Origin of the sequence: Thermococcus sp. (assembly GCF_015521605.1) — an archaeon.
Lineage (GTDB): Archaea > Methanobacteriota_B > Thermococci > Thermococcales > Thermococcaceae > Thermococcus.
In genome coordinates this window covers 132505-144604 of record NZ_WANV01000041.1, presented here as the reverse complement: position 1 = coordinate 144604, position 12100 = coordinate 132505, and the positions used below count along the sequence as shown (strand labels likewise).

Below are 12100 nucleotides of genomic sequence, written 5' to 3'. Positions count from 1 at the left end.
CCCCTTGGAGTGGGCCTTGAAGCTCGCTATCATCGCATCGTTCTCGGCGGAGCTGACTCCCTGCTTCTCAATGAATATGGCCTTCCCGGTCTCCTCAAGGCGAACCTGGAGGTTTGCCGAGAGAAGTCCCTGAAGAACCTCGTATGAAGCACTGAATACTCCGACGTTCTTCGGTATGAGCTTGGCCGCCTCGACGATGTAATCCACCATGCGCCGGTAAACTGCCAGTGAACGCTCGTCGCCCCTCGTTGAGACGTCCCTTGCAACCAAAACCTGGGCGTTTTCCCGCCTTACCATCCTCGGGAACTTCTTCATCCGGGCGTTTTCGATGCCCATGACGTCGCGAAAGGCCTCCATCGGGGTTAGTGTTCCGGACATGAAGACAGCGCTCTGGACGTTTCTGATAAAGCTCAGCGCTTTCGAGGGATCCAACGCCACGAGCTCAAGACTCAGCCCCCTGTCCCTGCTCATGAGGAAGAGATAGTCCTCCCGTCCAATGAGCGAGAGCCAGAAGAGAAGGAACTCCCCGATTCTGCCTATGTACGAGCGGGGCGGTTTGCCCTTCTCTATCCTGTCCTCCCTTATCGCGTCACCGACCGCCACCATGTCATTGAGTATCCGGACGAGCCCCCGGGTGTCGAGGTTCAGGATGTCAATGACGTGTGCAAAGACCAGCTCAGGCTGGATTGGAGTCTCCTGAACATCCCTGTCCTTGAGCCTTTCGTCGTAGAGTATCTCCAGCCCCCTGGCAAAGATGCTGAGGAAGTTGGCTATCTCGTGCTCGTTATACTCGTCAGCCTCCTTTATTGCCCTGTTCACGGTGTGTATGCTTATCCGGTCGCTTAAGGCCGAAATCGCCTGATCCGGCAGGTTATGGGCCTCGTCAAAGACCACTATCAGGTCGGAGTAGTCAACGTCGAGGGAGCTTATGAAGTTCTCCCTGATGGTGGGGCTGAGCAGGTACAGGTAGCTGGCAACTATGACGTCCGCCCTCTCCGCTACCCTCCTGGTTAAATCGTAGGGGCACAGCTCCAGAGTCTCCGCGTAGCTCAGCATCTTCGCCGGATGGCTCGGCTCGCCCAGGAAGAACTTCACCAGTTCGTCAAACTCCGTCTTTTTCTTCTTCTCGTTCTCATAGAACTCGCATTTGCCGAGCTTCTTGAGGTTCTTGCAGACAACCATGGCAGTGTAGGCGTCGCTCGTGAACTGGGTGAGGTAGGTGTGAAGGCAGAGGTCCTTCCTGCTCCTCAGCTCGACCCCCGAGACGGGGTTCTTCCTGTTTATCGCCTTCAGCTCTTCGATGACTCTGTCCATCTGCCTGTGGGTTCTGGCCAGATAGAGAACCTTGTAGCCCATCTCCCTGGCGTAGGGCAGGATTCCAGCCAAAACGCTCACTGTCTTTCCAAAGCCTGTGGGGGCTTCGATTATAGCATTTTCCCCGTTTTTAACGGCCTCCAAGACGAGCTCTATGAACTCCCGCTGATGGGGTCTTAGGCCCTCGTAGGGAAAGTACTCGAACCCTTCACTGGTCTCGCTCATGGGAAAGAGTTTTAACGGCTCGCTTTTAACTTTTCCCCAGGTGAGCGGTGTGGACGAGAAGGACCAGAGACTCATTGAATACTCGGTGGAGGCGGTTATAATAGCCTGGCTTGCGTACCTGTTCTTCTATCAGAACTTCCTGCTTCATACGTGGCACCGCGGGCTGCCCCTGCCGCCAAAATGGCCGTTTGCAGTATTTGGAATTATCGTGGGGGCACTGTTCTTCTGGTACGAGTGGAAAAGGTTTGAGAAGGAGCTTGAACGGAAGGCGGAGGTTCCACTCAAGTCTGTCCTGCCGGTTGCTTTGAACGAGGAGAACACGAACCCCGGGGAGTTCTCCGAGGAAGAGCTGCAAGACGACGAGGCGGCTGAACCCGCTACCGGGGAACTCTGATTTCATACTTCCCCCCGGCTTCGATGCCGAGGAAGTCCTCCTCAGTAACATCCAGAACGCTCTTTTCCACCTCTATTATGGCGCTTCCGGTGGGCCCCTCGTGCTCGACCCTCTCAACCACGTCGTCTCTTATCTTTACCGAGAACCTCTCTCTTCCGTTGTTGCCAACGAGCGTGAACGAGGACTTTCTAAGTTTCAGCCTCACGTACCTGATTATGTGGGGCAGAAGGGACGGGTCAAAGTCCTGAACAACGAAATCCGTGGGAGAGCCGATGATCTTTGGCGCCGCGGCTTCATAGCTCTCGGCCATCCTGGCCAGAGTTTTGCCGGACTCTGCGGCGAGGAAGCGCAGCTTTTTCCTCAACCTCCGTTCGCCGTCTATATCTGCTGACGCCCTGGCCAGGAGAGTGCCCTCCTCCGCCGCGAAGGAGAGTATGAGAAGGCCTTTCCTTCCCTTCATGACGTAGGTCACGAAGGGCTCGCCGAAGGTGAACTCAAGAACTCCCTCAAAGTCGAACTTCATGAGGAACCTCCTGACCGACAGGCTGACGAGGGTTCTATCGCCCTCCCTTACGAGCCTGGCCCGGTACGGAAACGATGGAAACAGCTCGCCCGGATTTGCGGCAATCGCTACCATGGATTCCCAGCGGCCCGAGAAAGGCACTTCTGCCACTTCTGATTCCATGAGGGGCACCCTTGTTCACTCGTCCCCCGTGGAGTACTCAAACTGGTTTTTAAATTTGGCGGAAGAAAAGAGGGGGAGTCAGAGCCTGAACTCGGGTATTTCCTCAAGGACCTTGACCATCAGCTTGACGCCTGCATCGACGTCGCGCTCGTCGACCACCTCAGCGTTGGAGTGGATGTAGCGGGCTGGAACGCTTATCGCCCCGGTTGGGACGCCGGCCTTGTTGAGGTGTATCGCACCGGCATCGGTTCCGCCGCCGAGGAGGATGTCCCACTGGTACGGTATCTCGTGCTTCTTTGCCAGCTCCTCCATCCAGCGGACGATGGTCGGGTGGCAGATGACGGAGCGGTCCATTATCTTTATCGCGGTTCCCTTACCGAGCTGGGTGACCTGCTTGTGCTCGGGCGTTCCCGGGACGTCGGCCGCTATGGTGACGTCGATGGCGAAGCCGTAGTCTGGGTCGATGCCGAAGGCGGAAACCCTGGCGCCCCTCAGGCCGACCTCCTCCTGGACGGTGGCAACGAAGTATATGTCCGCATCGGTCTCCTCAAGCTCCTGGGCGGCCTTGACGAGGGTGTAAACGGCTATCCTGTCGTCGAAGGCTATGCTAACCAGGCGGTGCTTTCCAAGGCGCTCAAGCCTTCCGTCCCATGTGATTATCGTGCCGACCTTGACGCCCATCTCCTCGGCCTCTTCCTTGCTCTCAGCACCTATGTCTATGAAGACCTGCTCCCAGGTCGGGGCCTTGTTTCTCTGCTCCGGCTTCTGGATGTGGGGCGGAACGGAGCCACCGACACCGTAGATGAACTCGTTCGGGCCTATCCAGACCTTGAAGCGCTGGGCTATCAAAGTCCTCGGGTCAACCCCTCCAACCGGTGCAACGCGAAGGAATCCATTCTTTTCGATGTGGGTCACCATGAGGCCGATCTGATCCATGTGCGCGGCCAGCATGACCTTCGGGCCCTTGCCCTTTCTGTGGGCTATGACGTTGCCGAGCTTGTCAACCTTGATCTCGTCAACGTAGGGCTTGAACGCCTCCACAACAACGTCTCTAACGCCAAGGAACTCGTACCCGGAAACACCGGGAGCCTCAACTATCTTCTTGAGAAGCTCGTAGTCCACCATACCATCACCCCTTTCGTTTAGATTTCCATCTAAATGGTCATGGCCGGGATATTTAAGGTTTTAGGTGCCGCCCAAAGGCTTTTTAGTCCCCGGGCGAATTTTTCCACATGGAGTTGCTCAGACTTAAGACCGTGCCCTGCACATTCCTCAGAAGGCTCAACCGCTTCGTGGCGCTGGTGGAGGTTGATGGTGAGGAGAGGAGAGCTCTGGTGACCAACACCGGCCGCTTGGAGGAGTTTATGATCCCGGGCAGGAGGGCATTCTGTACGCCCAGGAGCGGTGGAAAGACGGATTTCGTTCTGGTGGCCTTTGAGGACCTGAATGGAAGGGGAGCGGTGATAGACACGCGAACCCAGGCTAAGGCCTTTGAGAGGGCATTGGAGTTAGGTCTGATCCCCTGGCTCAGGAACTGCAGGATAAAGAGGAAGGAAATCACCGTCGGAAAATCCCGCCTGGATTATCTCTTCGAGTGTCCCTGGGGCGAGGTGTACGCCGAAATGAAGAGCGCCGTCCTGCGCGGCGGAGATAACGGTGAGTACGCAATGTACCCGGACTGCCCGAGCGTCAGGGGACGGAAGCACATCATGGAGCTGATAGGACTCTCGAAGGCTGGGAAGAACGCCATGATATTCTTCATCGGGGCCATGCCGGGCGTTGAGAAGTTCCGGCCCTACAGACGGGGTGACCCCGAGATAGCGAAACTGCTCGCCGAGGCTGAAAAGGCCGGAGTTGAAATCCACGCACTGAGCCTGTCCCTCCTTGCCGATGGGAGGGTTGTCCTTGAAAGGCCGAGCCTGTACATCGAGCTGGAGGAGGATTTTTAAAGGAGCCGTCCTAGTTCTACAGGGGTAACGACCCCGTGAGGTGATGGGAATGGCCATAGTCGATGTTAGAATTCTGGTTGAAGGTGCGAGTGACGTGGAAGTTGTAAGCAAAGCCCTTCAGGGCCTCGCTTTAGGAAGCGAATACAACATAACGATCTCATCCATAATCCCGACAACTAATGTCGAGATAGCGAAGAGCGCCGCCGCTGGGGCAGACCTCCTCATCATAGCGACCGACGCCGACCGCGTTGGCAGGGATCTGGCAGAGAGGCTCTTCAACGAGCTGGGGGAGATGGTTGGCCACGTTGAAAGGATGAAGCTTCCCCTCGGCCACGATCTGGAGCACGTTGACGTCGAACTCGTCAGGAAGGAGCTTAAGAACACCCTCGTCCGCGCCGGCCTCAAGAGCCTTCAGATACTCCCCGAGTATATGGCGCTCAGAAACCAGCTCCTTGACCTCAAAGGTCGCTACGACGGCCTGGGGGAGGAGTACAGGAAGCTCAAGGAGGAGTACGAGGCGGTTGCTAAGGCATGCGAGGAGCTGAGAGAGGAAAACGAAAAGCTCAAGGAGGAGAACGAAGGCCTTAAGGCGCTCCTTGAGAGCTCAAGGAACATTTACAGGATTGACGAAGCCTGGAAGTCGCTCTTCCCAGCGGAGCCGGTTCCAGATGAGGCGTACATTGGAAAGGCCGTCGAGAAGCTCGGCCTGGCGGGCAGGGTGATAGTGGGACAGGGCTACATATTTGCCGAGGACAAAGGCCTCGTTGACGAGCTCCTCAGGACGGTTTACCTCAGCATGACCATAAAAGAGGAGCCTCCCAAGCCGCCAAGGCCCCCCGTTGAGGAGCCGCCGAAGCCCCCGGAGCCCGAAGCCCGGAGAGAACCTGAGGTCATTGAAAACGCCGAGGTAAAGCCCGACGACATTGAGGGACTCCTAAAGGGGCTGTGATATGGACATAAACGAGACCCTGGAAGAGTACGAGACGTACCTCGACCTTGAGGGAAAGAGCTCGAACACGATTAGGATGTACTCCTACTACGTGAGGCGCTACCTTGAGTGGGGCGGAAAGCTCAACTCCCGCTCCGCCCTCCGCTTTCTCGCCAGGCTTAGGAAGGAGGGCTACTCCAACAAGAGTCTAAACCTGGTCGTTCAGGCACTGCGCTCCTACTTCCGCTTCGAGGGCTACGATGAGGAAGCTGAAAAGCTCAAGCCGCCGAAGGTGCCGAGGAGTCTTCCCAAGGCCCTGACGAGAGAGGAAGTTAAGAGGCTTCTCTCCGTCATCCCCCCGACGAAACGGCGCGACAGGCTGATAGTTCTCCTCCTCTACGGCGCGGGCCTCAGGGTAAGTGAGCTGTGTAACCTGAAGAGGTCCGATGTTGACTTCGAGCGCTCGCTCATAGTCATCCGTGGGGGCAAGGGTGCAAAGGACAGGGTCGTCCCGGTTCCGGGCTTTCTAATGGAGGCAATAAAATCCTACCTTAAGACGAGAACGGACTCCAGCGAGTACCTCCTCGTTGAAGAGGGACGCAGAGAAAAGGACAGGATATCCACCAAGACCGTATGGTATCTCCTCAGGAAGTACGGCCAGAAGGCAGGAGTCAAGGTCACACCCCACATGCTCCGCCACAGCTTCGCGACGCACATGCTCGAAAACGGCGTCGATATAAGGGCGATTCAAGAGCTGCTCGGCCACTCCAACCTCTCGACAACGCAGATCTACACCAAAGTCACCGTCGAGCACCTCAGAAAGGCTCAGGAGAAGGCAAGGCTGATAGAGGGGCTGATGGAGTGATTTCGAGCAGAAACTTCCACAGCGGAACGACCTTCACCTTTCCCCAATCCGCTTCCACATCCCCCTCTTCGTCGAGCGTTACCACCGTCAGGTTTTTACACCCCAATCTTCTCCCCGCCTCGACGAGGGCTGAGACTTCCCTGTCCTTGCTCTCAGATAAATCCTGAGTGACCTGAATCAGCTCAACAACCCTCCCGGACTCAACGAGCACAAAGTCAACCTCTTTCTCCCCAGAGCCGCCGTAGTAGTAAACATCAAGCAGGGGATTGAAGTAGTGTTTGAGTCTCATCAGCTCAAGGAAAACTGCGTTTTCCATGTCCTTAGCAACGTCTTTGCGTGAGAACAGTGAAAAGCCTGTATCAACGAGATAAACCTTCTTTGGGGCTCTCTGCGATTCCTTCTCGGAACGGGCGTACCTCGGCAGGAAGAAGACGAAGAAAGAATCCCCAAGGGCCTTGAGGTATTCGAGGACGGTTGTCTTCGATGTCCCGAACTCTGACTTCAAAAAGCCGTGTATGGAGCTGTAGGAAGTGTACTTGGCGTAGCTTGAGAGGAGTAGCCTGATGACGCTTTCTATGAGAGCGACGTTTCGAATACTATGCCTCTCGATGATGTCCTTGGTTATCATCACCGAAAGGTACTCCTCAAGGATTCTGATTTTGTCTTTGAGGAGAACTACCTCTGGAAACCCCCCAAACCGTAGGTACTCATCGAGAAGTTTCTTTATCCTATGAATCTCACGGCCGTAGAGATCCCTCCTCTCAATCCAAGTCCCCTTAAACCTTAAAAATTCCCGGAAGGAAAGTGGGAGAAGCGTGTAGGTTAGGGAACGGCCCCTGAGCTGGGTGGCAATTTCCTTCGAGAGAAGTCTTGAAGACGAGCCCGTGACAGCCACTTTAAAGCCCTCATCCGTTAAATACCTCACTCCAATCTCCCAGCCTGGAACGTTTTGAATCTCGTCGAGGAGAAAGGCGATATCTTCTCCAACGTTCTCAGGGTAGAGGTCATAGTAGGCATCGAGGATTTTTGGAAAGTCCCTTCCGGTTATTCCAAAGAGCAGGGGGTTTTCGAAATTGAGATAGACGTATTTTTCCCTGTCCTCACCAATCAGAGAGTAGAGAAGGTAAGTCTTTCCAGATCGTCTGGGTCCTACTATTGCCGTTGTCCTCCCCTCAGCAAAGGAGGGCTTAACTTCTCTCTCAATGACTTTGGGAATCTCCCTCTCATGGAAGAGGCGAATGTAGCGTTTGATGTCTTCTGGATTCATGGTATGATATACTGTACCAAAGTTTATAAAGATTTGGTACGATATACTGTACCAAAAATTGGAGGTTCAAAGCTCCCCCTTCTGCCTCAACATCGCCAAATAGCTCGTGAAGGCTCCCGCCGAGATGGTATCGCCCAGGCCGACGGTCGAGACGGGATTCCTGACAAGCCTCGTCGGGATTATGACGACCTTGTATTCCCGGGTTCTCAGCCGCCTTTTTGCCTCCTCAAAGCGCAGCTTCACGAACTCGCCGTACTCGTTGTACGGAACCGCCATACCCACTTTTATGTCTTCAGGGCTCTTTATGTCGCCGAGGGAAGCCCTTGAAGCGGCCAGAGTTGTTGCGAGTTCGAGACTGCTCCTCAGCTCCTCCTCGCTCAGCGGGTTGTCCGAGTGGGTGATGTACATGATGTAGTAAATAGTGTGTATCTGGAGCACCTCAAGGTTCATCTCGTCAACAAGGATTTTGCCGCCCAGCACGGTGTCCTCTATGCGGTTGTAGGTGAATATCCTCTCCGCGAGCTTGGAGTAGCCGAGGGCGTTGAGGACGTGGGCTATCTCCGCCTCGTCCATGCCGACGCTGTCAACCAGTGGGAAGAGGTTGTAGATGACCTTCTTCCTCAGCTCGCGGTTCTGTATCGAGGCGAACTCCAGGTGAACCTTAACGTCCTTCTCACGCTTGAGCAGGAGTATGTCCTTCTTGGCCTCCCGCAGGTAGTGGTTCGCGTCCTTTCCATCAGAATAGCGGAGCTTTATTCCCTGGTATCCCGAAAGGATGGCCCCATCGACCTGGAGGCCAATCTCAGGTAGGAACCGCTTCAGCTCGGGATCGGTGTAAATCCTTATGCTCTCGAATCTCGCTGAAACGATGAATCTGCCCGAGAAGGGGACCTGTATCGTCTCGTTTCCGAGCCTGAAGGTCGTTCCAGCGCGGAATTCAAAGATGCGGTTCACCTTTATCGGGTCGCCTTCCCTGTAGGCCTCGCGGGGGTGTCTGAATGTCAGTCTGCCGTCCTCGACGACCGGATAGAGGAGGTTAGGCCTGTCCACGAACATCTCGGCCTGCTTTTTGGCCAGGTGGGGGGTGTAGACTATCACTTTCCTAAAATCCAGGTTTGAGAGGAGGTTGGCTATGATTCCGGCCTGGCCGCCCATCCTTTCAACGTCGTATTTGAAGTGGGAGTCGAACCATGTGTGGAGCTCCTCGTTGACGAGGGGAACCGCCATGGGCTTGCCGGTCTTGAGGGCGTGGATCAGTCTCGCAACGAAGTCCAGGGGCTCGTTTATCTCCCTCGGGTAGTCGTCCATCCTTTTCCTGACCGCTTCAGCTCCGAACTCGTCTATGAGCCTCTCCACTATCTCTCCCTTCAGAAAGGTTATCGCGTCCACGTTCGTGTTGTAGGCGGTGTACACTGAAATCCCCCTGGCCTCATCAAGGAGCCTCATTTGTATCACCCTCAGTGACTAACCTTTAGAAAATGCGGGTGAATTCTTAAAAGGATTTCGGAAGCGGGTAGACAGAAAAATGTTAAAGGCTCAGAACTCGGTGAAAAGCCTTCCAAGCCATGGAATCCTTTCCATGACGTCCATTTCTCTCAAGGCGAGCCACAGAGACGCCTGGTTGCTCGTAACAACGGGAATACCGAGGTCTTCTTCGAGGGGCTCGATTATCTCGAAGGTTCTCAGGTTGGTGCAGCTGATGAACACGGCATCGGCCTCGTCCATGAAGCTCGCCTTGGCGAGGCGGTAGGCCTCGTGGGGTTCAAGCTTTCCAATACGGGTGTTGTCCTCTATCCCCAGCCCCCTTATGTCGAGCACGTTGAACTCGTTCGCCTCCAGGAACTCCCTCTCCCGCTGGTTTATCTCGTCGGTGTAGGGGGTTATCACGAGTATGTCCCTCGCGTCGAGCATCTTGAGGGCCTCGACAACGGCCGTGCTGGTACTGACGACCGGGACGTTAACTTCCTCCTCTATCTTGGCCTCAAGCTCCTTCTCGTAGTCCTTTCCTCCGATGAACGACCCGCTGGTGCATCCGTAGAGTATCATCTCCACTCCGGCGTCTCTCAGAAGCTTCGCCGCCTCGACGGCGAGGGTGTTCATCTTTACGAGCTCCTCCTCGGTGACGTTCCTGAGCGGAACCCTCGCGGTGTGGAGCGAGACTCCCTCGGGAAGGGCCTCGTGAAGCTCCATCTCCATAGTGGTGTTGGATGAGGGGACTATAAGCCCGAGCCTACCTCTCCATCCGTACATGCTTTCACCTCTTGGGACTACTCCGGAATTCTCTTAAACCTTTGGTTTCGGAAAGGCTGATTAATGGCCGTGAGAAAAATTCAGGGGTGATAACGTGGAGCTCGGGGATGCGATATCTGGAAGAACCTCGGTGAGATACTTCTCGGAGAAGGAAGTTTCGGAGGAGCAGGTTAGGGCGCTTATCGAAGCGGCGGTGAGGGCCCCGACCGCGAGCGGGCTGGAGAACTGGTTCTTCGTGGTTTTTAAGGGCGAAGAGGCCAGGGAAAGGATTTATGCCCTTATAGCAAAGGGCATGGAGGCCTACTACCGCGCCGTGAATCTGTCCGAGGAGAAGATAGAGAAGCTCAGGGAGAGGATATACGGGGAGGGCATGTTCAGGGCGCCGGTTTACATCGCGGTCTTTATCGACAGGCGCGTTCGCTTCCTCAAGGGAAGGGAGTTCGACGAGCTGGAATTCATATGGAGCGTCGAAAGCGCGGCGATGGCGATTCAAAACCTCATGCTGAAAGCGGTTGAACTCGGCCTCGGCACGGTCTACATCGGTGTCACCAATTTCCCGGGGATAGAGGGGGAGGTCAGGGAGCTGGCGGGACTCGATGACAACTACTACCTCGTCGGGGTTATCCCCGTGGGATATCCACGTACTGAACCCAGGCCCCGGAAAAGGAAAAAGACCTTCGAAGAAGTCACCCGGTTCATCTAAACGTTTTTATTCCCTCCCCGTCAACTCCAACTGGTGGGAGGATGATAGAGTTCGTGATACTGCTCGGCGTCATCGGCGGCTGGATAATCATGGCCTCAACGTTGTTCCTGATGCTGGCCCTTGGCAGGATGTGGGGGCTGGTTGGGGTTCTCCTTCTTGTCATGGCGATTCAGATAAACCACTGGCTCAAGAGAAAGTACATGCATGCCATAGTGGACGCTACTCCCCGGGCGAAGGCCATAGCGGCCCACATATTCGAGATGAACGAGCTGATTTTGCTCTCCTCCTACCTGATATCCGTGGTTCTCTACATCGTCATACAGAAGTACGTGGAGATAGTCATCAAGTTCCCTCACGCACTGGGGTGAGAGCATGAACGTCGTGATAGTCAGATACGGCGAGATAGGAACGAAGTCCAGGCAGACCCGGAGATGGTTCGAAAACATCCTCATGAACAACATCCGCGAGGCACTGGTGAGCGAGGGTGTTGACTTCAAGAAGGTCGAGGCAAAGCATGGAAGAATCCTCGTGAAGACGAACAAAGCGAGGGAGGCCACCGACGTTCTCGGGAGGGTCTTCGGTATAGTGTCTCTCTCCCCGGCGATGGAGATCGACGCCGAGCTGGAGAAGATCAACCGGACGGCGCTTAAGCTCTTCAGGAGGAAGAAGCGCGAGCTGGGCATTGAGAGGCCGAAGTTTCGCGTTACCGCAAGGCGGATCACCAAGGAGTTCCCCCTCAAGAGCCCCGAGGTTCAGGCGAAGGTGGGGGAGTACATCCTTGAGAACGAGGAGAGCGAGGTTGACCTGCACAGTTATGACATCGAGGTCGGCGTCGAGCTGCTGGAGGGGAAAGCATACGTCTACGTCGACAAAATCCGCGCCTGGGGCGGCCTTCCGATAGGAACGCAGGGTAAGGTCGTTGCTCTTCTCAGCGGCGGCATCGATTCACCGGTGGCGGCTTTCCTAATGATGAAGCGCGGCGTTGAGGTCATTCCAGTCCACATATACATGGGCGAGCAGACCCTCGAAAAGGTTCGCAAAATCTGGAACCAGCTCAAAAAGTATCACTACGGTGGAAAGGGCGAGCTGATAGTCATCAAGCCCGAAAACCGCGAGAAAATCATTGAAAAACTGCGCGAGATGAAGAAGGAGAAGTACACCTGCGTCTTCTGCAAGTACATGATGGTGAAGCACGCCGACAGAATAGCCCGGGAGTTCGGGGCAAAGGGCATCGTCATGGGAGACTCCCTCGGTCAGGTTGCCTCGCAGACCCTTGAGAACATGTACATAGTCAGCCAGGCGACCGATTTGCCGATTTACAGGCCACTCATCGGTATGGACAAGGAGGAGATAGTCAGAATCGCCAAGGAGATAGGCACTTTTGAGCTATCGACCCTTCCCGAGGACGAGATTCCGTTCATACCGAAGCATCCGGTAATAAGGGGCTCCTGGGAGGAGTTCAGGAAGATTTACATGGCGGTCTTTGGAGAGGAGCCCAAGAAAAGGCAGTGCTGAGGTGG

At 55.3% G+C, this 12100-nt stretch carries 13 protein-coding genes; 7 read left to right on the top strand and 6 right to left on the bottom strand.

Annotation, left to right across the window (positions count from 1 at the left end):
- Positions 1 to 1539, bottom strand: a 1539-nt coding sequence (locus F7C11_RS11385; RefSeq protein ID WP_297093508.1) for a DEAD/DEAH box helicase family protein, incomplete at its 3' end; no start/stop codon positions are given.
- A 40-nt stretch (positions 1540 to 1579) separates the two neighbouring features.
- Between F7C11_RS11385 and F7C11_RS11380 the strand changes: the two genes are divergently transcribed.
- Positions 1580 to 1933: a hypothetical protein gene (locus F7C11_RS11380; RefSeq protein ID WP_297093506.1), complete on the top strand. Its 354-nt coding sequence runs from the start codon at positions 1580 to 1582 to the stop codon at positions 1931 to 1933.
- Here the strand turns inward: F7C11_RS11380 and F7C11_RS11375 are convergent.
- Complete coding sequence (locus F7C11_RS11375) at positions 1917 to 2618, bottom strand: hypothetical protein (RefSeq protein ID WP_297093504.1); 702 nt, start codon at positions 2616 to 2618, stop codon at positions 1917 to 1919. The genes F7C11_RS11380 and F7C11_RS11375 overlap by 17 nt on opposite strands.
- A gap of 78 nt (positions 2619 to 2696) precedes the next feature.
- Positions 2697 to 3743, bottom strand: a complete 1047-nt coding sequence (locus F7C11_RS11370; protein ID WP_297093502.1) for a M42 family metallopeptidase — start codon at positions 3741 to 3743, stop codon at positions 2697 to 2699.
- Between the two features lie 107 nt (positions 3744 to 3850).
- On the opposite strand from F7C11_RS11370, the gene sfsA reads away from it, so the two are divergent.
- Genes sfsA through xerA form a run of 3 tightly spaced genes read left to right on the top strand, consistent with a single transcriptional unit; the run spans position 3851 to position 6360 of the window.
- A complete protein-coding gene (gene sfsA, locus F7C11_RS11365; protein ID WP_297093500.1) occupies positions 3851 to 4567 on the top strand; it encodes a DNA/RNA nuclease SfsA in 717 nt (238 codons plus the stop codon).
- Between the two features lie 49 nt (positions 4568 to 4616).
- Positions 4617 to 5516, top strand: a complete 900-nt coding sequence (locus F7C11_RS11360; RefSeq protein ID WP_297093543.1) for a toprim domain-containing protein — start codon at positions 4617 to 4619, stop codon at positions 5514 to 5516.
- Position 5517: 1 nt separating this feature from the next.
- A complete protein-coding gene (gene xerA, locus F7C11_RS11355; RefSeq protein ID WP_297093499.1) occupies positions 5518 to 6360 on the top strand; it encodes a site-specific tyrosine recombinase/integron integrase in 843 nt (280 codons plus the stop codon).
- Here the strand turns inward: xerA and F7C11_RS11350 are convergent.
- The 3 genes from F7C11_RS11350 to F7C11_RS11340 form a co-directional block, all read right to left on the bottom strand.
- Complete coding sequence (locus F7C11_RS11350) at positions 6311 to 7627, bottom strand: ATP-binding protein (protein ID WP_297093496.1); 1317 nt, start codon at positions 7625 to 7627, stop codon at positions 6311 to 6313. The genes xerA and F7C11_RS11350 overlap by 50 nt on opposite strands.
- Positions 7628 to 7693: 66 nt before the next feature.
- On the bottom strand, positions 7694 to 9073 hold the full coding sequence (gene pfkC, locus F7C11_RS11345) for an ADP-specific phosphofructokinase (RefSeq protein WP_297093494.1): 1380 nt from the start codon (positions 9071 to 9073) through the stop codon (positions 7694 to 7696).
- A 90-nt stretch (positions 9074 to 9163) separates the two neighbouring features.
- Positions 9164 to 9877, bottom strand: coding sequence for an aspartate/glutamate racemase family protein (locus F7C11_RS11340; RefSeq protein ID WP_297093493.1), 714 nt, complete (start codon positions 9875 to 9877; stop codon positions 9164 to 9166).
- A gap of 94 nt (positions 9878 to 9971) precedes the next feature.
- Between F7C11_RS11340 and F7C11_RS11335 the strand changes: the two genes are divergently transcribed.
- From F7C11_RS11335 to thiI, 3 genes are read left to right on the top strand one after another with little or no spacing between them, the layout of a single operon-like run.
- On the top strand, positions 9972 to 10580 hold the full coding sequence (locus F7C11_RS11335) for a nitroreductase family protein (RefSeq protein ID WP_297093490.1): 609 nt from the start codon (positions 9972 to 9974) through the stop codon (positions 10578 to 10580).
- Between the two features lie 41 nt (positions 10581 to 10621).
- Positions 10622 to 10948: a hypothetical protein gene (locus F7C11_RS11330; RefSeq protein WP_297093488.1), complete on the top strand. Its 327-nt coding sequence runs from the start codon at positions 10622 to 10624 to the stop codon at positions 10946 to 10948.
- Positions 10949 to 10952: 4 nt separating this feature from the next.
- Positions 10953 to 12095 carry a tRNA uracil 4-sulfurtransferase ThiI gene (gene thiI, locus F7C11_RS11325; RefSeq protein ID WP_297093487.1) on the top strand — a complete coding sequence of 381 codons (1143 nt, stop codon included), beginning with the start codon at positions 10953 to 10955 and terminating at the stop codon, positions 12093 to 12095.
- The last annotated feature ends 5 nt before the right edge of the window (positions 12096 to 12100 follow it).

Coding starts and splice junctions, on each gene's coding strand:
- F7C11_RS11330 (WP_297093488.1), top strand. CDS start 10,622: ATGATAGAGTTCGTGATACTGCTCGGCGTCATCGGCGGCTGGATAATC.
- F7C11_RS11370 (WP_297093502.1), bottom strand. CDS start 3,743: ATGGTGGACTACGAGCTTCTCAAGAAGATAGTTGAGGCTCCCGGTGTT.
- F7C11_RS11340 (WP_297093493.1), bottom strand. CDS start 9,877: ATGTACGGATGGAGAGGTAGGCTCGGGCTTATAGTCCCCTCATCCAAC.
- F7C11_RS11360 (WP_297093543.1), top strand. CDS start 4,617: ATGGCCATAGTCGATGTTAGAATTCTGGTTGAAGGTGCGAGTGACGTG.
- F7C11_RS11375 (WP_297093504.1), bottom strand. CDS start 2,618: ATGGAATCAGAAGTGGCAGAAGTGCCTTTCTCGGGCCGCTGGGAATCC.
- thiI (WP_297093487.1), top strand. CDS start 10,953: ATGAACGTCGTGATAGTCAGATACGGCGAGATAGGAACGAAGTCCAGG.
- sfsA (WP_297093500.1), top strand. CDS start 3,851: ATGGAGTTGCTCAGACTTAAGACCGTGCCCTGCACATTCCTCAGAAGG.
- xerA (WP_297093499.1), top strand. CDS start 5,518: ATGGACATAAACGAGACCCTGGAAGAGTACGAGACGTACCTCGACCTT.
- pfkC (WP_297093494.1), bottom strand. CDS start 9,073: ATGAGGCTCCTTGATGAGGCCAGGGGGATTTCAGTGTACACCGCCTAC.
- F7C11_RS11350 (WP_297093496.1), bottom strand. CDS start 7,627: ATGAATCCAGAAGACATCAAACGCTACATTCGCCTCTTCCATGAGAGG.